The following is an 18691-nucleotide window of genomic DNA, read 5'->3' on the forward strand; positions in this document are numbered from 1 at the left end:
GTACCCCCTCCCGGACGGCGGCTGATCTCCGTACCCTCCCCACCAGGGAGGTACCGGCATGCCAGGCCCCACCAAGCTCAACTCGGACGTAGCGACCGCACGCGAACAACAGGTCATCGACCTCCGCGTGCGCGGTCGCCTGACCTTCCGCGAGATCGCCACCGAACTCGGCATCGACGTCAAGACGGTCCACGAGGCGTGGAAGCGCGGCATGCGCAAGTGGGCCCAGACCGCCGCCGAGCACCGCGACGAGGAGATCGGCCGGCAGCTCGCCACCCTCGACGCCCTCCTCGACGGCCTCATGCCCAAGGCCGTCGCCGGCGACGCCCGCGCCGCCGAGGTCGTCATCAAGGCGCTCGACCGGCACGCCCGGCTCCTCGGCCTCGACGCGCCGATGAAGGTAGACGCCAAGGTCACCGACGCCCTCACCGCCGAAGTCGAAGCGCTCGCCGACGAGATAGCCGAACGGGCCCGGCAGTGACCACCCTGACCCCCGACCTGCGCGCACGGCTCGACCGGCTGCCCCCGGCCGCGCTCACCGCACTGCGCGACCGGCTGGCCGCCCGCCTGTGGCAGGACCGCTGGGAGTCGTGGACGCCGTACGAGTGGCAGATCCCGCCGGCCGAGGTGGAGACGCACGGCATGTGGCTCCAGCTCGGCGGGCGCGGCACGGGCAAGACCGACGGGTGCGCGCGCTACGTCGTGGAGCACGTCAACGGCCCGGCCTGCGACCCGCGCGTGCCGGGCGGCCACCGGCTCAGCATCATCGCGCCCACCCAGGGCGACGCCGTCGAGTCCGCCGTCAACGGCCCGTCCGGGCTGCGCGCGCACGATCCGCGGGTTGTCGTCCGTACGACCGTCGGCGGCACCCACGTCAGGTGGCCTAGCGGCGCCGAGGCCAAGTTGTTCGGAGCGCATTCGCCCGACGACATCGAGCGCCTACGCTCCGGCGGTAACCGGTGCTTGGTGTGGCTGGAGGAGGCGGCGGCCATGCGTCGGCTGGGGGACGCGCTCACCCACTCCGCGATGGGCCTGCGCCTCGGGCCCCGGCCGCACTACATCGCGTCTACCACGCCGAAGCCCCGCAAGGAGATCCGCGACCTGATCGCCCGTACCGACGTGCACGTCACCCGCGGCCGGACCCGGGACGCGGTGCACCTGCCGGAGCTGATGCGGAGCAAGTTGATCCAGCAGTACGCCGGCACCCGGCTGGAGCGGCAGGAGCTGGACGGCGAGCTGATCACGGACGTCGAGGGCGCACTGTGGTCCGTGGACAAGTTCGACCGCACCCGCGTGGGCGCCGCACCGCCGCTCGCCCGCGTCGTCGTCGCCATGGACCCCGCCGCCACCAGCGGCACCGAGGCCGACGAGATGGGCATCATCGTGGCTGGCCTCGGTCAGCAGCACATCCCAGACCGGAACGGCTTCGCTCGTCAGCACGGATACGCGCTCGATGACCTCTCCGGCCGCATGCCCCCGATCGAAGCCGCGCGCCGCGCCATCGCCGCGTACCACCAGCACCAGGCAGACGCCATCGTGGTCGAGGTCAACAACGGGGGCGAATGGATCACAACGACGATCCGGCAGATCGACCCGACCGTCAACGTGCGCACCGTCCACGCCAGCCGGGGGAAGGCCACCCGAGCCGAGCCGGTGGCCGCGCTCACCGAGCAGGCCAGTGCGCACATCGTCGGCAGCCTGCCGGAGCTGGAGGAGCAGTTGTCTACGTGGGTGCCGGGGGACGCATCCCCTGACCGGCTCGACGCGTACGTGTGGGCGCTCACCGATCTCATGCTGGCACCGGCCGGCAACCTGGCCGCGGTCGCATAGGAGACGCAATGGGACGATTCCGAGACGTGCTCGACGCCGCGATGGGCCGGCGTGCCGGCGGGCTGGACACACTGCGGGACCGGCGGCCGATCACCGTAGCGTCGATCGGCGGGCAGCAGTCGCTCACGCTCGACCTGGACGCCGAAGCGCGCGGGTACGCCAACTCGGCCGTGGCGTACCGGTGCGTGGCGGCCATCGCTGACAACGGGTCGTCGGTGCCGCTCGTGGTGCGCCGGCCGGACGGCGAGGTCATCGACGGGCATCCCATCGCGCATCTCTTCAACAAGCGACCCAACCCGCTGATGAGCGCCCGGGTGTTCAAGAGCCTCCTGCTCCAGCAGGGCGAGTTGGCCGGTCAGGCGTTCGTCTGGCTGGACCGAGGCGAGACCGGCATGGGTGACGTGGCCGAAGCCCACCCCGTGTTCGACCAGGTAGACGTCATCGTGTCCAAGCCCCTCGCGCAGCGGCCGACGACCGCCGACCTGGTTGGCTTCATGATCCGGCGCGCCGACGGCACCCAAGTCCCGGTCCTACCGGGCGAAATGCTGTGGTTGAGGTATCCGCACCCGTTCGACCCGCTCGGCTGCCTCGCACCCTGGAAGGCCGCACGCCACGCCGTGGACATGGATGCTTACGCCCGCGAGTGGCAACGCTCCTCGTACGCCAACGGAGCGTCCCCGACGGGCGTCGTCTACCTGGGCGAGATGGGTGAGAGTCAGTTCGCAGCGGCCAAGGCGTCGTGGCGCAGCAGCATGCAGGGCCCCGCCAACGCTGGGAAGAATCTCCTCGTGGCCAGCCCGCCCGGCGGCGGGACGCCGGTCTCGTACGCTCGGATCGGCCTGACAGCGGAGGAGATGGACTATCTCGAATCGCGGATGGCCAACGCCGACGAGGTGGCCATGGCCTTCGGTGTGCGACGTGACGTCCTCACCGGCGGCAGCACGTACGAGAACCAGCAGGCGGCGGTGGCCGCCTTGTGGTCGCAGACCATCAAGCCGAAGCTCGAACTGATCGGGTCGGAGATCGACCGCATCCTCCTGCCGAGCGACGGCGAGGAGGCGGAGTTCGATCTCAGCGGCGTCGAGGCGCTCCAGGAGGCGCAGGACTCCAAGGCCAACCGAGCGCGCGCCGCGATGTACGCCGACATCACCACCGTGGACGAGGCGCGCGGCACCCTGGGACTGGACCCGCTGCCGGACGGTATCGGCGGGATGACCCTCACCCCGTACCGCGCGCAGTTCGCTCCGGTGCAGGGCGCGGCCGGCGGTGATGAGGCGCGGTCCTGGGACGCCGACTGGTCCCGTCTGCTGCCGACGACGGACGTCGGCCCGGCCGTCGAGCGCGCCGTCGAGGCAGCGCTGACTCGCATTCTCGGCGCGGCATCGACGCAGGTAGACGGCCGTCAGCCGGCGCCGAAGGCCGAGCTGACGCGTGCTGACGACGGCCCGTCGTCGCCGTCGCTGGCGGAGATCAACGAGGAGTACGACCGGCTGGAGGCTGTCGGCCGGGCAGCCGTCCGGGCTCTGGCGAAGGAACAGCGCGAGCGGGTGCTGCGCGACTTCGACCGGCTGATGAAGAAGCCGCAACGCAGCACCACCTGGCTGGCCAGCGTGCAGGCCGAGGCGCGCGCCCTCGCGCCGGACGTGACCCTGGCGCCGCCGGACCCGACCCGCACGCCGGCGGCGCGGATGACCGACCTGGACGTGGCCACCGGGCCGGACGGGTGGGAGGCTCGCATCTCGCTGCGGGACATCTTCGACGGCGCGTACTGGCGCCGCCGCACCCGCGAGATCCTGCGCCCGTTCGTTGAGCGGGCGTGGCGCCGCGGCGGCGTGAGCATCACCGGCAGCTTCGACCTGGACGAGCCGGCCGTGGTCGCCGCGTTGAAGGACAGGCTTGATGAGCTGTCGGGGCAGGTGACCCGGACGACGGAGCAGGTGCTCCGCACCAAGATCTTGGAAGCCGGCCTGGCCCAGGGCGATTCGATCGCCGATCTGCGTTGGCGGATTCAGCTCGTGTTCCACAACCTGTCGGACTACCGCGCGGACATGATCGCCCGTACGGAGAGCGTCGGCGCGTACAGCGCGGCGTCGCACATGGCCGCTCTGGACGCGGGCGCGAAGCGTAAGACCTGGCTCAGCACCGACGACCACCGGACGCGGGCCACACACCGTGCCGCGCAGGGTAGTTCGGTGCCGATGAACAAGCGGTTCCCGCTCACCGAGTCGCGGTGGCCGGCCGACCCGGCCGCCCCCGCCTCGCAATCCATTCAGTGCAGGTGTGCCCTCACCTTCGAGTTCGAGGAGAACTGATGGCTGCTGTAGGCGATGTGGTGTTGTACCGGCTGGATGCCGAGGACGTGCTGCCGTACGACCAGGAGTGGGCCGGCGAGGACACGGCCTACCTGGAGAGCATCATGGAGCGGCCGGTCCTGAACCAGCAGTACATGGCTCACGTGCTGCTGGCCCGGGAGGACGGCACGGCGGATCTGTGCGTGCGGCTCAACGGCCGTGCTGCGGAGCTGTGGCGGCGGCGCGTGCCGGAGGGGACGACCGGCGGCACGTGGGCTGTGCGGACGGAGGCGGCCTGATGAATACGCCGGAGGCCGTGAACGCCGTCTATCGCGAACGCGCCCATCTCGTGGCCCACCTCGCCGCCGTCTACCCCTCCACGATGGGCGTCGACCCGGAGGAACCGGAGTGGCCGGTCGTCTTCATCACCACACCCCAGGGGCAGCTCTCTTGGCACGTGTCGCCCGATGACGTGCTGCTGTTCGAGCATGTGCCCCGGGACGCGGGCACGCGCTGGGACGGCCACACCACCGCCCAGAAGTACGCCCGGCTGGACGCGCACACCCGCGCGCTCGCACGAGAGGGGAAGACCCATGGCGACGTTGCTGCGCGGTGAGGTTCCGGTGGTCCTCCAGCCGGCCGGCCACCGGCAGTACCAGGGGGCGTACTGCCCGCCGGGTGTGCCGCCGGTCGAGGTGAGGCGCGGCCCGTTCGACGGCAAAGCCGACATCGTCGTGCGGCCGGACGCCGACGGCGGGTTGCCGGCGCACATGACATTCGGTGGCGGCCGGGTGGTCTACGAGTACGACGGGCCCGACAAGCGGGGCCGGGCGGTGTACCGGTACGCGCCCAGGTTGAGTCCGTCGCATGTCGAGGTGATGCGGGGCGTGGCCGAGGTGTACGCCGAGCACGCCGCTAAGCAGGCAGGAGAGAGCCATGGTTGAGGTCGAGTTCCGCGTCTTCGAGGAGCGTAAGTTCCGCGTCGGCGCCGACGAAGATGGCACGTTCGAGGGCGTGGCCTGCCGGTACGGCGTCAAGGACAGCTACGGCACCACCTGGCACCCGGGCGTCTTCCGACGCGGTATCGACAGGGACCCCTACGCCTACCTGTGGATGCACAGTCCGGTCGAGCCAATCGGGGTCTTTGGCGGCGATGAGCAATCCCGCTTGTTGCACATCGTAGGGAAGTTCGATAACACGACAGCCGGCCGCGACAAGCGAGAGATGGCCCTCTCTGGGTCTGCGGCAGAGCTGTCCGTGGGCTTCATCCGCACTGACCTACCGTCCTGGGAGAAGCTGGCGAAGATGACCGACGAGGCCCGGGCTGAGGTAATGGAGAACATCACCTCAGCGAGGCTGATCGAGGTCAGCCAGATCACGGCCCGCATGGCAGCAGTGCCCGGCTCCAAGCTGAAGAAGGTGCGCTCGGCGCTGTCGGACATGTACCGCGAGGTGGGCGAGCCGACCTTGGTTGAGCGGCTGGCGGAGTACGACCGGGAGCACAGGCGGGACACGGCCATTCTGTACGAGCAGGAGATGCGGCGCCGGCAGCGGCGTGCGGCGCTGCTGCGGCTGACGACGGGCGTCTGACGGGCGGCCGACGACGCAGGTAGACGCCCGTCGGCCGTCCCCACCAGGTGGTACCCCCTGGTATCGCACCGATCGTCTGATCTACCCTCCGATCATCCGGGCCGCTCGCACCGGACGTGAAAGCCGCGAGCATGCCGGGCGCGATCCACCGGCCGTGAAAGACGGACCGCAGACCCCCAGTCATCTGGGCGGCTGCGCGCCGTCCCACGGACCGAGGAGGCACCGATGCCCCAGGCACCGTCCCTCACCGAGCAGCGCGACGAGATCGTGCGCCTGCTCCAAGACGAGTCGTATGAAGGCGACCTCGGCGAGCTGATGCAGCGCGCCGACGACCTGGCCGCGAAGATCGAGCAGGCCACCCAGCGGGACTCGAAGCTGCGGGCCCTGCGCGCCGCCAGCCTCCCCGCCGGCGACCCGGCGCCCGACACTCGCCACCAGCCCGGAATGCAGCCGGACGCCCAGGGTGTGCCCCACCCGGTCTCCGCCGCCGAAGCCTTCGTGCGCAGCAGCGCCCTGACCGCGTTCCGCGAGCGCGGCTGCCGGGGCGAGTCGGGCGCCGTCGAGTTCCGAGCCCCGGTCGCCGGGGCCGTCACCACCGGCACAGTCCCCCAGCAGAACACCCGGGTCCCGGGGATCATCCCGAACAACCCGGACCTGCCCCTGCTGGTGGCGAACCTGTTCGACCGGCAGACCTCGGACGGCAGCACGCTGGAGTACCTGCGCGACACCTCCGGCCCGCAGTCCACGTGGAACAAGGCAGCCGTGGTGCCCGAGGGTGACACGAAGCCGCAGACCGGACCGTTCAGCTTCGACACGATCACCACCACGCTGAAGACCATCGCCCACTGGGTGCCGATCACCCGGCAGGCTGCCGACGACAACGGTCAGATCACGGGCTACATCAACGGGCGCCTCAGCTACGGCCTCGACTACAAGCTCGACCGCGAGACCCTCGTTGGCAACGGCACCACCGAGGTTCAGGGCGTGCTGACCACGCCGGGCATCGGGGTGTACCAGCCGGGCGTCGGCTCGACGGACGTCAAGCTCATCACGGTGCGGAAGGCCCGCACCCAGGCCGAGTTGGCGATGTACCCGCCGGACGCAGTGGTGATGAACCCCATCGACTGGCAGGACATCCAGCTCGATGAGGACGCGAACGGCCAGTTCCGCGTGATCACTTCCGTGCTGGACGCGGGCGCCGCAACGCGCCTGTGGGGCCTGACTGTCGTGACCACCGTGGCGATGAGCGCGGGCACGGCGCTCCTCGGGGGGTTCCGCATGGGCGCCACGCTGTGGGAGCGGCAGGGGATCACCATCCTGATGACCGACTCGCACGCCGACTTCTTCGTCAAGAACACGCTGGTGATCTTGGCCGAACGCAGGGCCAACCTGGCGGTCCACACCCCGCAGTGCTTCGTGCGGATCACCTTCGCCGCCGCGACCTGACCTGTGCGGGGCGCCCACCCCCTGCCGCGCCCCGCACACCCCCCTTCCGTGAGGAGCAGCCCCATGGCCACACGCAAGCCCGAACCCGCCGACCAGCAGCCCACCCCGCCGGCCGCGACCGTCCGCACCCAGGAGTACGCCGCCGGCACCGGCTGGCAGGTCGGCCAGACCGCGCCGAGCGATGCCTTCCGCGCGCTCGACCCGTCCGGCACCGGCGCCCCCGTCGGCCCCGTCGTCCACGAGCATCCGGGTGGCTACGCCCGGCAGATCGTCACCAAGGGAGCGGTTGTCACCGAGGGCGTGCGCCGCGAACTCGACGCGGCCGAGGGCGCGGCCGAGCCGGGCGCCGAGGACTGACGATGTACTGCTCCGTGCAGCAGGCGAAAGACGCGGGGACCACTGGCACCGATGCCGAGGTCACCGCGTGGATCACCGCTGCGCAGGAGCGGATCACCAGCTACACCCAGCAGACCTTCGAGCCCACGGTGATGGTGGTGGTGGCGGACGTGGCGCCGGACGGCCTGGTCATCCTCCCGCGCCGCGTCCGCCAAGTCACCGCCGTGACGCCCGTCGGCGGCCCGTCCGACGCCCCGTCGCTCCCGCCGTCGGCGTGGCGTGTCACCTCGTCTGACGTGCTCGGACAGGTCGACGCCATCCGTCTGGCGTGGGGCGGTTACGACGACCTGATCGTCGGGGCCGAGTCGTGGGCCGGCGGCTGGCGCGGCCTGCTCGGCCGGTGGCGCACCGAGCAGGTGTCCGTCTCCGGAACCTTCGGATACGCCGAGACGCCGCCGCTGGTCGCCCAGGCCACGGCCCTCCTCGCCGCTCACCTCCAGGACGCCGCGAGCCCGACCGACCCGGACGCGCCTGACGGCGGGCTGGACGTGGACGACGAGGGCAACAACGTGAGGATCACGCCCGACACCCCGTCGTCGCCCGTCGCCGCGTCGTCGTCCACGGGATCGACGCAGGTAGACGCCCTCCTCGTCGGGTACCTCAACCACGGCGTCAGCCTGATCGGCGGTGTGTGATGGCCGAGGCTTCCTTCTCCCTTGACGCGCGGTCCTTCGAGCGCGGCATCCGGCGGTTCATCGGCGGCCTGTCCCGCGAGTCGAAGCGCGCTGCGGACCGTACCGGCATCCGCGTGCAGAACGAGGCGCGCAGGCTCGCGCCGGTGGACACCGGCCGGCTCCGATCATCGATCGTGCATCGCGCCGAGGACCGCGGGCGCACGTACACGGTGACCGTCGGCACGAACGTGGCGTACGCCGAACACGTCGAGTACGGCACGCGCCCGCACCGCATCTACCCCCGCACCCGGCAGGCGCTCTACTGGCCCGGGGCCCGCCACCCGGTGGCGTACGTCGACCACCCCGGGACGGCCCCCCACCCGTACCTGCGGCCGGCGATCGCGATGGCCGAGACCTGGCTCCGCGAGGAGCTGGAGCGCGCCGGACGGAGGGTCCGCTGATGGCCGCCTCGACCTCGGGCGCCATCAAGGCGTACCTCGAAGGGCTCGGCTCCGGGGTGCCGGTCTTCCGCGACGGGCCCAAGCCTGGCCAGTCGGAGCCGTACATCGTCGTCACCGAGGCTGTCTCGACCGGCATCGACGCGGCTGCGCGCGGCGACTTCGGCGACCCGGCCGCTGAGGTCCCGATCATCGAGGTCGTCACGGTGGACCTGATCCAGCGAGCCCGGACACGGGCGACGGCCGGCACGGCGAAGAGCGTCGAGCGGTACGGCCTGGCCGAGGCGCTGGCGCACGCGCTGCACGGCTGCCAACTCACCGCGCACCCGGCGCCGGTGCACGCCGTGTCCGTGCAGGATCTCGACCGCTTCCCCATCGCCGACAACCGGGTGCGGCACAGCATCACGGTCCAGGTCCGTCGCTCCCTACTCGTCGCCGAAGTGCTGCCCAAGCCCACATAGCCGCCTGCCGGAACCCGGCACCCAGGAAGGACAAGCCCATGCCGATCAGCCGAGTGACCAAGCTCTACGCCGTGCAGGACGCGAAGATCGCGCCGCTCACCAGCGACCCCGCCGGCGGCAGCCCCACGTACGGCGCCCTCATCGACGTGCCCGCCATCAAGAGCGTGGAGATCAGCGGCGACGTCGAGGTGAAGGAGCTGAGGGGCGACAACACCCTGCTCGACTCCGACTCGACCATCAGCAACATCAGCGTGGCGATCAACCACGGCAAGCTCAGCCTGGACGTGCTGGCCGCGTGGATCGACAGCACGGTCACCGACGCCGGCACCACGCCCGCCCAGACCAGCACCTGGGAGATGACGAACACCGGCCGGCCGAAGCCGTTCAAGTTGGAGGGGGTCACCCCCGTATCGGGTGGCGATCTCATCGGCGGTGACGTGCACTTCGTGCTGCACAAGTGCGTGCTGTCCTCCTTCCCCGGGCTGGGCCTCGCCGAGGAGGACTACAAGATCATCGAGACCGAGGCGCGTGCCGTGCCCCTCCTCTCCACTGGCAAGTGGCTCTCCGTCGTCATCAACGAGACCGCCACCGCCATCGCATAGCCCCGGTCGGCGGCGGACCCTTCACCTACCCCGCCGCCGGCCGGCCCCCGACCGCGCACCCACCGGCCGAAGCCCGGCCGCCCACCCAGGGGAGCCCCCGTGAGCAGTACCGCCGCACCACTCACCAGCCTCGGCCGCGAGATCGTCTTCGCCGACGGCAGCACCGCACGACTCCGCTACAGCCTCGGCGCCATGGCCCTGCTCGAGCAGCGACACGGCAGCATCGACGGCCTGATGCAGTCCTTCCAGGCCATCGGCGGCTCGGCCGAGGACGGCACCCCGACCGGCCCCGCGATCGGCCCACTGCTGGAGATGATCGGCGCCGGCCTCAGCGGCTCAGGGTTCGTGCCGCACATCACCGAGCGCGTGACCACCGAGCGCGAAGAGATGCCCGACGGCCGGAAGATCAGCCGTGACGTCCGTCAGGTGACGAGCGTGCGGTTCGTCCGCCAGTCCGATCGCGTGGAGCTGGGCCACCTGCTGGACTTCTCCGCCCTCGATGACCTGGTGGCCGCGTTGACCGCCGCGTTCGAGGAAGCTTTCCCTACGCAGGCGGGGCAGATGGCGGACGCCGCGGCCCCGGTGACGGACGTGCAGCTCCCGAGCACCTTCCATGGGCCGAACTCTTCTACCTCGGCACCGTCGTCCTCGGCCGCACCGACCGGGCCTTCTGGGACCTGACGCTCGCGCAGCTCATGACGCTCGCTGACCAGCACCGCCTTGCGGCTGGGACAGGCGAGCAGCACACCACCACTGCTACTCCCGCCGACGGCGCGTCCCTGCTGGGCTTCGCGTCGATGCGCCGCACCTGACCTGAGAGGAGGGGCCCGTGGCCGCCGGAGACCCCGACCTCACCGGGCACATCAACCTGAACCTTGCCGGGTTGGTGGCCGGTCTCGCGGCGGCGCGGACCGCGATCCGCAACGGCCTGCGCAACCTGACGCAGACCGCTGACGGGGAGATGCGGCGTATCCCCGCAGCAGCAACCCGCGCGGCGAACGGTGTGCTCAAGGCGTTCGCTGGTCTCCAGACGGTGCCGCTGGCGGCCGGGCTCGTCGCTTCCCTGGGTGGCTTGGTCACTGCCCTGGGGACCGCCGGGGTGGCCGCCGGCGCCTTCGGCCTGGCGGTGGGCCCGCAGGTCAAGGCGATGGGCGAGAGTGCCGACGCCGCCGACAAGTTGGCCAAGGCCCAAGAGACCGCCGCGCGGAAGGCCGCGTTGGCCAAGGAGCTGGAGGCCAAGGGCAGCGACCTGGCGGGCAAGGCCGAGAAGGCCGCGACCGCCGCCCGGCTGGCCGCGCTCGATGCGCAGAAGGCATACGACCGGCAGACGGCCGGCCTACCGAAGGCCACGGCCGACAGCGCGCTGGCCATGGCCAAGCTGAAGACCTCGTACAAGAGCTGGTCGGACTCCCTCTCGGGTACCACCATGCCGGTCTTCACCAAGGCCCTCAACCTCATGCGCAGCCTGCTGCCGGGCCTTACACCGCTGGTGAAGACCGCGTCGGCGGCTTTCGGCTCCTTCATCGACAAGCTCCAAGCCGGCGTGGACCACGGCGGTTTCGCCCGGGCGATCGTCCGGATCAACGAAGTGGCGAAGGTTTCGCTGCCTGCCTTCCTCACTGCGGCCCGCAACGTGGGGAGCGGCCTCGGCGGGATCTTCAGCGCGTTCTTCCCTGCGGCGGAGCGGACGTCCGGCAGCCTCGTGGGGTTGACGGAGCGGTTCGCCGCGTTCGGCCAAGGGCTGGAGGGCAGCGAGGGCTTCGCACGGTTCAACGAACTGGCCGGCCAGGGCAACGAGACGCTCGGCAACTTGGGACGGGCGATCCTCAACTTGGTGGTCGCTCTGGGTCCCCTGGTGGGGACGACCACCGTGCTGATCAACATTTTCGCCCAGCTCGTCGCCGCCGTGCCGACGCCGGTCCTGACCGCCCTGGCGACGGTGCTCACGGTGGTGGCCGTGGCCACGCGCGGGTACGCGGCGGCCCTCGCGCTGGCGACGGCCGGGCAGTGGCTCTTCTCTACGGCGAACGGCGCGTCCAGGGCGCAGCTCGCGCTGTTGCAGGTGCAGCTCGCGGCGCTGTGGGTGCAGCAGCGGGCGCAGGCGGCGGCCACCGCGATCGTGACGGCGGCCCAGTGGGCGTGGAACGCGGCGCTCACCGCCAACCCGATCGGCATCGTGATCGTGGCGATCGCCGCACTGGTGGCCGCTGTCGTGCTGATCGCGACCAAGACCAACTGGCTGCAACGGGCCTGGAGCGCGTCGTGGGGTGCGATCAAGTCGGCGACCTCGGCGACGGTGGGCGCGATCAAGTCGACCATCGCATGGTTCGGGTCGCTCCCGGGTCTGTTCACCGGGTGGTTCAACAGCGCGAAGAACGCGGCCGTGAGCGCCTTGAACGGCCTGGTGTCCTGGCTGCGCGGCCTGCCGGGGCAGGCCGTGTCGGCGCTCAGCGGCCTGGGTAGCCAGCTCTCCTCGACAGCGACGGCGGCCGGCGCCCGAATGGTGTCGGCGCTGCGCTCGAAGGGCGCGGAAGCGATCGGGTTCGTGCGTGGTCTGCCGGGGCAGGCGGCGTCGGCGCTGGCGGGGATCGGTTCGGCCCTGTGGAACGCGGGCGTGTCGCTGATCACCGGGTTCATCTCCGGGATCAAGTCCAAGATCCCCAGCGTCAAGGACGTGCTCGGGTCGATCACCGACATGATCCCCAACGTCAAGGGCCCGCCGGCCAAGGACCGGCGGCTGTTGACGCCCGCCGGCCGCCTCATCATCCAGGGGTTCATCCGGGGCATCACCGCGACGACGCCCGCGCTGCGCAGGACACTGCGCGACGTGACGGGCGACCTGGCCGGCTACGTCAGGTCGGGCCTTGTGCCGGCCCTGACCGGGTCGGCGGCGCAGATCAAGTCCGCAGCCACCAAGGTGCAGGGTCTGATCCGCAAGGCGTACATCACCAACATGGACCGGGTGATCGACGCCGCCAGCAAGAAGATGCGCGGCGCCTCGAAGCGGCAGCAGGCCGCACTGCGCGGGGAGATCGCCACGGCGCGCGGGGTGCAGCGCGCGGGTGGGCAAGTGCTGCGGCAGGTCGCCATCCAGAGCGAAGTCCTCAAGCGCGCGGCCAAGGCCAGGGACGCGGTCGCGGCCCAGCTCAAGAGCGCGCAGGACCGGTTGAAGGACCGGCTCAAGGAGCGGTCGGACAAGGCCGCCAGCGTCCGCGACGGCATCCTCCAGGGCGCCGACATCACCGCCGGCGGCGGCGTAGTCAACAGCGTCTCGGCGATCACGGTGGGGCTCCAGATCGCGGCGAAGAAGGCCCAGGGCCTCACCGCGAACCTGGCCAACCTGCGGAAGCGCGGGCTGCGGTCGGACCTGCTGGACGACATCGGTAGCAAGGGCCTCGACGGCGCGGCCACAGCCGAAGCGCTGGCCCGCGCCACGCCGGCCGAGCTGAAGAAGATCAACGACCTTCAGGCCCAACTCGCGGCGGCGGCCGGCAAGGCCGGCAACACCACGGCCGGCGCCTTGTACGACAGCGGCGTGCGCGCGGCTCAGGGCCTGGTGGACGGGCTGAAGAAGAAGCAGGGCGACATCGAGGCCCAGATGCGCCGCATCGCCGAGAGCATGGCGAAGACGATCCGCAAGAGCTTGGGCATCCGGTCTCCGTCTCGTGTGGGCGTCGGGATCGGGGAGCGCTTCGGTGATGGCATCGCGCTCGGCGCGGCGCGGTCGCGGGCGGCTGTGGCTTCGGCGTCTGCCGCACTGGCGACGGCTGCGAGCAGGGCGGCTGATGTGGCGGGCCGGGCGATGTCGTCCGTGCCGCAGCCGGGGGCGCTGACGGCGGCGTACGCGGGGGCCGGCGCGACGAGCACGACCAACAACTTCTACTTGCAGGGCACGGACGCGTCGCCCGACGGGATCTTGCGCGCGCTGTCGTGGCGCGGGCTCGTGGGAGGGCGGTGAGCATGGGGCAGCGCATCGGCCGCATCCAGTGGGGCGGCCTCGTCTTCGGCCCGGGGTCGGCGTACCACGTGTCGACGGTCGAGGGCATAGACGACATGCCCGAGGTCCGGCAGGACGACATGGACCGCGAGGGCTCGCACGGCACGTACACGGGCCCGGACTACGTGGGCGCGCGGGTGGTGCAGCTCGGGTTGACGATGGTGGCCGACAGCCCCGACGAGCTGCGCGCGCTGACCCTGGCTCTGCGCGCGGCGACGCAGCCGCAGGTGGCGCCGGCGCCGCTGCAACTCTTGGACTGGGACATGCTCGTCTACGCCAAGGTGCGCAAGCGGGCGATGCCGTACGACGCCGAGTACCTGTGGCGCTCCGGCACGGCAGCGATCGAGCTGTACTGCGCCGACCCTTATCTCTACAGCCTGGAGGAGCGGTCGGCGACGACGCAGGCGTACGCGCCGGCGGCCGGCCGGACGTACCCGCTGCTCTTCCCCCGCACGTACGGGTCGGCCGGCACGAGCGGGCGCATCCAGGCGGTCAACGCCGGCGCGGCGCCGTCGTACCCAGTGCTGCGCATCGACGGGCCGGTGATCAATCCCCAGGTGGAGCAGGTCAACACCGGCGTGACGCTGCTCATCGACGCCACGCTCCAGCCGGGCGAGTACCTGGTGATCGACACGCGCACCCGCGCGGTGCTGCTCCAGGGGTCGGCGCCGCGCCGGCAGTGGGTGCGGGCCGGCAGCAAGTGGCCGATCCTCCAGCCCGGCTCGAACGAGATCGCCTACCGAGGCTCGGAGCTACCGAGCGCCCCCGGCCAGCCGTCCTTCCTGACCGTGACCTGGCGCGACGCCAGCCTGTAGAGAGGAGCCACCCCGTGGCAGAGATCAACCCCCCGGCGTGGATGCAGGCCGGCAGCTACCCGGCCCGCAACGACCGGCTCGGCCTCATCTCCGGGTTCCTGTGCTACCCGGGCTTCGCCGTCGATGAGAGCACCCCGCTCCGTATCAGGCAGGGGGTCAAGCCCAGCTATCAGAACTACCAGTTGAAGGTGCGCGCCACCTCAACGCCGTCTATGTCCGTCATCGTGAGCGCCGGAACCGGGTGGATCGACAACCACGACGTCGGTGGCTTTGGCGCTTACGCGCTGGTCAACGACGCCGACCGGACCCTGACCGTGGCGCCGGCCGGCGCGGCTGGACAGTACAGGCGCGATGCCTTCGTGGCCGCGCTGTACGACGCGGAGACGGGGGGCGCGTCGAGCGAGTGGCGGCTTGAGGTCGTGCAGGGGCCGTACGCCGCGAGCGCTGGTGCGGTGGTGATGGGGACCCTGCCGACGAACGGGATCTTGCTGGCCAGTGTGCTGATCTCCCCAGGTCAGACCAGCATCACGAACGGTCAGATCTTCGACGCGCGCAACTTCTCGGTGGCGGCAGGCGGCATCCTCCCGGTGCCCTCGAACATCGCGCCGAACCGCCCGCACCCGGGCCAAGTGATCTACATGACCGACACGGACCGTCTCCACGTCGGGAAGATGGACGGCGCGCTGCGGCAGGTGCGTGAGGGCGTGTCGGCCGCGCAGACCACGCAGTCGGCGCCGCCGCCGCTGGACCAGTCCGGCACCTACGTGGACTTCCTCTCCGGGTCTTGGCCGGCGGTCACCGTGACCGTGCCGGCCAGCGGCCAGGTGAAGATCAGCATCGGCGGGGAGGTCCACAACTCGGCGAGCGGCAGCAGCACGGCGTCCCTCGGATGGCGCGCGACCGGCGCCAGCAGCGTCACCGCGAGCATCTTCAATTCGGTGGTCACCACCGGCGGCGTGAAGGTCGCGGCCACCCGCGTGCGCATGCTGGAGGGCATGACGCCGGGCGCGAGCCTGACGATCACCCCGCAGTGGCGCATCAGCAGCGGCTCGCCCGCCACCAGTGCGTTCTCGGGTGGGGTCCTGACTGTGGAGCCGATCGCATGACCGACATGCTGGCGCCGGCCGGGGGGTACGGACGCGGGGACTACCCGGCGCACACCTACACCTACCTGTTCACCGACCTGCGCACGGACACCCTGCTGGCTGAACTGCCGCTGCAAGGGGTGCAGTACAGCACCGAGTTGAACGGGATCGGCACGCTGCGCGGGGTCGTGCCGTACAACGACGACACGCTGCCGCTCGACCCCGAGGCCGCGACGGTCCCCGGCCGCACCGCTCTGTACGTGGACAGGGATGGGCAGATCGTGTGGGCCGGGATCGTGTGGACGCGCGAGAGCGTGGACGGCGGCAAGGCCATCCAGGCCAGCGAGTTCATGTCGTACTACACGAAGCGCCACGTCAAGACGACCCTGTCCACGGACACGAGCGCCATCCTGGACACCGACTACGTGCCGGACGGGCAGAGGCTTTATGACGATCAGCGGCCGATCGTGTGGTCGCTGCTGCGGTACGCGCACGCCCAGGCCGGTGGGGACATTGGCGTGACCATCGAGTACCTCGGGCCGGGCACCGGCATCAACCGATCGGTCACGTACTACGGGTACGAGCGGCCGACCATCTACAAGCTGATCAGCGAACTCGCAGCGGCCGACGACGGCTTCGACTTCGGCATTGAAACTGGCTGGACCGAGGCCGGCGCGAACGACCCGCCGCGTCGCTACCGGCGCGCGCGGGTCTGGTACCCGCGCCGGGGCCGCGCGTCGTCGGCCGAGAGCGGGCTCGTCTTCGTCAAGGGCGGCGCGGCGAGCAGCATCCTGTCGTACGACTGGCCGGAGGCCGGCATCGACCGGGCGACCGAGGTGTCTGCCCTGGGCGAGGGCTCCGGCGAGGCGCGGCTGCGGAGCACGGCCACCGCGACGGACATGATCTCAGCCGGGTGGCCGCTGCTGGAGAGCGTGCAGACGTACGAGGGTGTGATTGAGCAGTCGCGGCTGGACGCCAACGCGCGCGCCGCGCTGGCCGCCCAGTCGCAGGCCGACGTACAGGCACGTTTCACCGTCCTGGCCGACGGCGACCCCGCCTTCGGGTCGTACTCGGTCGGCGACGTGGCGCTGTTCATCATCGACCCCGATCCCCGCACCCCCGCCGGCAGGCAGGCCGAGCTGCGGATCGTCGGCATGGAAGTCACCGCGTCGGCCGGCCCGGAGCGCGTGACCCTGACCTGCGTGGCGACGTGATGGCCCAGTACGCGCGCACCCCGGATCTCCTCCAGCAGGTGGCCCAGCTCGCCGACCGGGTGGCGGTGCTCGAACGCCGGGCGCCCGCCGTGCGGGACGAGGTGCCGTTCTTCCCGACGAGCGGCCGGACCATGGCCTTTGACGACCGGACGACCTTCATCAACGTCTGGGAGACCACAATCGCGCCGCGCGGCTCGCTGCTGTCGATCGGACTGTCCTTCCTCGGCGACAACACGGGCGGCATCAACACCTCCGGCGACTGGCAGTTGCTCGCAGCGGGCGTGGTGGTCGGGTCGGGCACCGTGCCCGCCACCAACGTGATCGTCATGCCGACGGTGGCCATCGACATGACCCCGTACCGGACCGCGCAGTCGCTACTGCTGCTCCTCCAGACCCGCCGCACCTCGGGCGCGACGACCGGCGGCCGGTACGGCACCGGCGGCTGCATCGGCAGCAGCATCCGCTACGCCCGCATCACCTGAAAGGACACGCCATGGCCTGGTACCCCGGCGCCACGAAGATGGAACTCCAGCCGGAGTCGGACGCGCAGCCCGCGATCCGGCCGACGCAGGTGATCCTGCACAGCATCGCCGCGCCGTGGACGCCGCGGCGGACGTACGAGTACTGGCGCGACTCGACGTCGCTGGAGTCGCACTTCGCGGTCGGCTACGACGGGTCGATCGCGCAGTTCATCGGCACCGAGACCCGGGCCGACGCCAACGCCGGGGCCAACCGGCGCGGGGACGGGACGGGCGCGGTGTCCGTCGAGACCGCCGCCAACCTCAAGAACTCGGACCCGTGGACGAGCTTGCAGGTCGAGACCCTGGTTCGGCTCGGCGTGTGGATGCATCAGCACCACGGCGTCCCGCTCCGCATCTGCCGGTCGGCCGCCGACCCCGGGTTCGGGTACCACCGGCTGCATGCCGCGTGGTCCCTGGGCGGCACGGCCTGCCCCGGCGAAGTCAGGGTGCGTCAGTTCCACGAGCTGGTGTTCCCGCAGATCGTCGCCCGCGCGAAGGGCGGCAGCACACCCCCGACACCCCCGAAAGAGGAGGACGACATGCCCAGCAAGCGCGAGATCGCCGAGGCCGTGTGGCGCACGGACGACGTGATCGGCATCCCCGCCGCCTGGCGCGGCGACTCGACCAATCGCTACTGGACCGCGCAGAGCGTGCTGATCAACACGGGCGACCGCGTGCGGGCCATCGAAGCCAAGCTCGACAAGCTCATCGCCGCGCTCGCGGCCGACAAGAAGTGAGGCACGCCATGGCCAAGTCCGTAGAAGCGAAGGTGTCGGCCGCGACGCTCGGCAGCCTGGCCGCCGCCGTCGCGATCACCCTGCTGAACGCCACCGTCGGCGACGCCGAGTTGCTCGGCTCCGCCCCCGCGTGGCTCCAGCACCTGGCCACGCTCATCGTCCCGCCCCTGGTCACCTTCCTCGGCGGGTACACCGCGCGGCACACCTACCGCAACCCGCCCGTCCAGGGCCTGTAGCGCAGACCAGGAGGTAAGACATGCCGGACGAGCCGATCACTCTCGGCGAGCTCAGCCGACGCGTAGAGGACCGGCTCTCCGACGTGCGCGACGACATCGCCCAGCTCGGCCGCCGCATCGACAGCAAGGTCAGCCAAGACGTCTACGACCTGCGACACGAGGCGCTGGCCCAGCGGGTCGCCACCTTGGAGACGCTCAGGGAGAAGGACACCGAGAAGCTGGTGGCCACGCGCCGGTGGCTGATCGGCGCGGTCATCGTGCCGCTCATCGGCGTCCTCCTCCCGGTCATCATCATGCTCACCCAAGGAGGCAGGTCATGAGCCGGCGCGGGCTACGGGCAGAGGAGCGGCGGTGGCGCCGCGGGGACGCGCTCGCGGTGGCCGGCGCGCTGCTGCTGG

At 71.0% G+C, this 18691-nt stretch carries 22 protein-coding genes; all 22 read left to right on the top strand.

All coding sequences use genetic code 11. From position 1 onward, the window contains the following. The first annotated feature begins 58 nt into the window (after positions 1–58). The 22 genes from AC3CHW_RS24180 to AC3CHW_RS24285 all read left to right on the top strand — a co-directional run bounded on the left by AC3CHW_RS24180 (position 59) and on the right by AC3CHW_RS24285 (position 18613). A complete protein-coding gene (locus AC3CHW_RS24180) occupies positions 59–481 on the top strand; it encodes a sigma factor-like helix-turn-helix DNA-binding protein (protein ID WP_488467874.1) in 423 nt (140 codons plus the stop codon). After that, positions 478–1830 carry a phage terminase large subunit family protein gene (locus tag AC3CHW_RS24185; RefSeq protein ID WP_488467875.1) on the top strand — a complete coding sequence of 451 codons (1353 nt, stop codon included), beginning with the start codon at positions 478–480 and terminating at the stop codon, positions 1828–1830. Before AC3CHW_RS24180 ends, AC3CHW_RS24185 begins: the two co-directional genes overlap by 4 nt. 8 nt (positions 1831–1838) lie before the next feature. After that, on the top strand, positions 1839–4142 hold the full coding sequence (locus AC3CHW_RS24190) for a phage portal protein (RefSeq protein WP_488467876.1): 2304 nt from the start codon (positions 1839–1841) through the stop codon (positions 4140–4142). Then, positions 4142–4420, top strand: coding sequence for a hypothetical protein (locus tag AC3CHW_RS24195; protein WP_488467877.1), 279 nt, complete (start codon positions 4142–4144; stop codon positions 4418–4420). Before AC3CHW_RS24190 ends, AC3CHW_RS24195 begins: the two co-directional genes overlap by 1 nt. Beyond that, positions 4420–4737 (top strand): WDGH domain-containing protein, encoded by a 318-nt coding sequence (locus AC3CHW_RS24200; protein WP_488467878.1) that lies wholly within the window; start codon positions 4420–4422, stop codon positions 4735–4737. Before AC3CHW_RS24195 ends, AC3CHW_RS24200 begins: the two co-directional genes overlap by 1 nt. Then, on the top strand, positions 4715–5065 hold the full coding sequence (locus tag AC3CHW_RS24205) for a hypothetical protein (RefSeq protein ID WP_488467879.1): 351 nt from the start codon (positions 4715–4717) through the stop codon (positions 5063–5065). Before AC3CHW_RS24200 ends, AC3CHW_RS24205 begins: the two co-directional genes overlap by 23 nt. Beyond that, positions 5058–5711 (top strand): HK97 family phage prohead protease, encoded by a 654-nt coding sequence (locus tag AC3CHW_RS24210; RefSeq protein WP_488467880.1) that lies wholly within the window; start codon positions 5058–5060, stop codon positions 5709–5711. The genes AC3CHW_RS24205 and AC3CHW_RS24210 overlap by 8 nt, the downstream gene beginning before the upstream one ends. A gap of 225 nt (positions 5712–5936) precedes the next feature. Next, positions 5937–7157: a phage major capsid protein gene (locus AC3CHW_RS24215; protein WP_488467881.1), complete on the top strand. Its 1221-nt coding sequence runs from the start codon at positions 5937–5939 to the stop codon at positions 7155–7157. 63 nt (positions 7158–7220) lie between these two features. After that, positions 7221–7514, top strand: a complete 294-nt coding sequence (locus AC3CHW_RS24220) for a hypothetical protein (protein WP_488467882.1) — start codon at positions 7221–7223, stop codon at positions 7512–7514. 14 nt (positions 7515–7528) lie between these two features. After that, positions 7529–8188: a hypothetical protein gene (locus AC3CHW_RS24225; protein ID WP_488467883.1), complete on the top strand. Its 660-nt coding sequence runs from the start codon at positions 7529–7531 to the stop codon at positions 8186–8188. After that, on the top strand, positions 8188–8628 hold the full coding sequence (locus tag AC3CHW_RS24230; protein ID WP_488467884.1) for an HK97 gp10 family phage protein: 441 nt from the start codon (positions 8188–8190) through the stop codon (positions 8626–8628). Before AC3CHW_RS24225 ends, AC3CHW_RS24230 begins: the two co-directional genes overlap by 1 nt. Then, the gene (locus tag AC3CHW_RS24235) at positions 8628–9086 is read left to right on the top strand and encodes a hypothetical protein (protein ID WP_488467885.1); all 459 of its coding nucleotides are present in this window, start codon (positions 8628–8630) and stop codon (positions 9084–9086) included. The genes AC3CHW_RS24230 and AC3CHW_RS24235 overlap by 1 nt, the downstream gene beginning before the upstream one ends. Before the next feature lie 38 nt (positions 9087–9124). Further along, positions 9125–9688: a phage tail protein gene (locus AC3CHW_RS24240; RefSeq protein ID WP_488467886.1), complete on the top strand. Its 564-nt coding sequence runs from the start codon at positions 9125–9127 to the stop codon at positions 9686–9688. Between the two features lie 99 nt (positions 9689–9787). After that, on the top strand, positions 9788–10369 hold the full coding sequence (locus AC3CHW_RS24245) for a hypothetical protein (protein WP_488467887.1): 582 nt from the start codon (positions 9788–9790) through the stop codon (positions 10367–10369). A gap of 148 nt (positions 10370–10517) precedes the next feature. After that, positions 10518–13646 carry a phage tail family protein gene (locus AC3CHW_RS24250; protein ID WP_488467888.1) on the top strand — a complete coding sequence of 1043 codons (3129 nt, stop codon included), beginning with the start codon at positions 10518–10520 and terminating at the stop codon, positions 13644–13646. Positions 13647–13648: 2 nt separating this feature from the next. Then, the gene (locus AC3CHW_RS24255; RefSeq protein WP_488467889.1) at positions 13649–14500 is read left to right on the top strand and encodes a phage distal tail protein; all 852 of its coding nucleotides are present in this window, start codon (positions 13649–13651) and stop codon (positions 14498–14500) included. Between the two features lie 14 nt (positions 14501–14514). Beyond that, entirely contained in the window at positions 14515–15606 is a 1092-nt protein-coding gene (locus AC3CHW_RS24260) for a hypothetical protein (RefSeq protein WP_488467890.1), read from the top strand. After that, positions 15603–16799, top strand: a complete 1197-nt coding sequence (locus tag AC3CHW_RS24265) for a hypothetical protein (protein ID WP_488467891.1) — start codon at positions 15603–15605, stop codon at positions 16797–16799. Before AC3CHW_RS24260 ends, AC3CHW_RS24265 begins: the two co-directional genes overlap by 4 nt. Then, a complete protein-coding gene (locus tag AC3CHW_RS24270; protein WP_488467892.1) occupies positions 16799–17281 on the top strand; it encodes a hypothetical protein in 483 nt (160 codons plus the stop codon). Before AC3CHW_RS24265 ends, AC3CHW_RS24270 begins: the two co-directional genes overlap by 1 nt. A gap of 11 nt (positions 17282–17292) precedes the next feature. Beyond that, the gene (locus AC3CHW_RS24275) at positions 17293–18057 is read left to right on the top strand and encodes a peptidoglycan recognition protein family protein (protein WP_488467893.1); all 765 of its coding nucleotides are present in this window, start codon (positions 17293–17295) and stop codon (positions 18055–18057) included. An 8-nt stretch (positions 18058–18065) separates the two neighbouring features. Next, the gene (locus AC3CHW_RS24280) at positions 18066–18293 is read left to right on the top strand and encodes a holin (protein WP_488467894.1); all 228 of its coding nucleotides are present in this window, start codon (positions 18066–18068) and stop codon (positions 18291–18293) included. 20 nt (positions 18294–18313) lie between these two features. Beyond that, positions 18314–18613 (top strand): hypothetical protein, encoded by a 300-nt coding sequence (locus tag AC3CHW_RS24285; RefSeq protein ID WP_488467895.1) that lies wholly within the window; start codon positions 18314–18316, stop codon positions 18611–18613. The last annotated feature ends 78 nt before the right edge of the window (positions 18614–18691 follow it).

The sequence above is a fragment of the Streptomyces sp. MGP-BFMKR1 genome, assembly GCF_057766585.1.

Excerpts from the sequence above, each read along its gene's own strand:
- AC3CHW_RS24255 (WP_488467889.1), top strand. The coding sequence starts at position 13,649 with ATGGGGCAGCGCATCGGCCGCATCCAGTGGGGCGGCCTCGTCTTCGGC.
- AC3CHW_RS24230 (WP_488467884.1), top strand. The coding sequence starts at position 8,188 with ATGGCCGAGGCTTCCTTCTCCCTTGACGCGCGGTCCTTCGAGCGCGGC.
- AC3CHW_RS24180 (WP_488467874.1), top strand. The coding sequence starts at position 59 with ATGCCAGGCCCCACCAAGCTCAACTCGGACGTAGCGACCGCACGCGAA.
- AC3CHW_RS24270 (WP_488467892.1), top strand. The coding sequence starts at position 16,799 with ATGGCCCAGTACGCGCGCACCCCGGATCTCCTCCAGCAGGTGGCCCAG.
- AC3CHW_RS24285 (WP_488467895.1), top strand. The coding sequence starts at position 18,314 with ATGCCGGACGAGCCGATCACTCTCGGCGAGCTCAGCCGACGCGTAGAG.
- AC3CHW_RS24235 (WP_488467885.1), top strand. The coding sequence starts at position 8,628 with ATGGCCGCCTCGACCTCGGGCGCCATCAAGGCGTACCTCGAAGGGCTC.
- AC3CHW_RS24275 (WP_488467893.1), top strand. The coding sequence starts at position 17,293 with ATGGCCTGGTACCCCGGCGCCACGAAGATGGAACTCCAGCCGGAGTCG.
- AC3CHW_RS24280 (WP_488467894.1), top strand. The coding sequence starts at position 18,066 with ATGGCCAAGTCCGTAGAAGCGAAGGTGTCGGCCGCGACGCTCGGCAGC.
- AC3CHW_RS24195 (WP_488467877.1), top strand. The coding sequence starts at position 4,142 with ATGGCTGCTGTAGGCGATGTGGTGTTGTACCGGCTGGATGCCGAGGAC.
- AC3CHW_RS24200 (WP_488467878.1), top strand. The coding sequence starts at position 4,420 with ATGAATACGCCGGAGGCCGTGAACGCCGTCTATCGCGAACGCGCCCAT.
- AC3CHW_RS24215 (WP_488467881.1), top strand. The coding sequence starts at position 5,937 with ATGCCCCAGGCACCGTCCCTCACCGAGCAGCGCGACGAGATCGTGCGC.
- AC3CHW_RS24210 (WP_488467880.1), top strand. The coding sequence starts at position 5,058 with ATGGTTGAGGTCGAGTTCCGCGTCTTCGAGGAGCGTAAGTTCCGCGTC.
- AC3CHW_RS24220 (WP_488467882.1), top strand. The coding sequence starts at position 7,221 with ATGGCCACACGCAAGCCCGAACCCGCCGACCAGCAGCCCACCCCGCCG.
- AC3CHW_RS24190 (WP_488467876.1), top strand. The coding sequence starts at position 1,839 with ATGGGACGATTCCGAGACGTGCTCGACGCCGCGATGGGCCGGCGTGCC.
- AC3CHW_RS24240 (WP_488467886.1), top strand. The coding sequence starts at position 9,125 with ATGCCGATCAGCCGAGTGACCAAGCTCTACGCCGTGCAGGACGCGAAG.
- AC3CHW_RS24205 (WP_488467879.1), top strand. The coding sequence starts at position 4,715 with ATGGCGACGTTGCTGCGCGGTGAGGTTCCGGTGGTCCTCCAGCCGGCC.
- AC3CHW_RS24265 (WP_488467891.1), top strand. The coding sequence starts at position 15,603 with ATGACCGACATGCTGGCGCCGGCCGGGGGGTACGGACGCGGGGACTAC.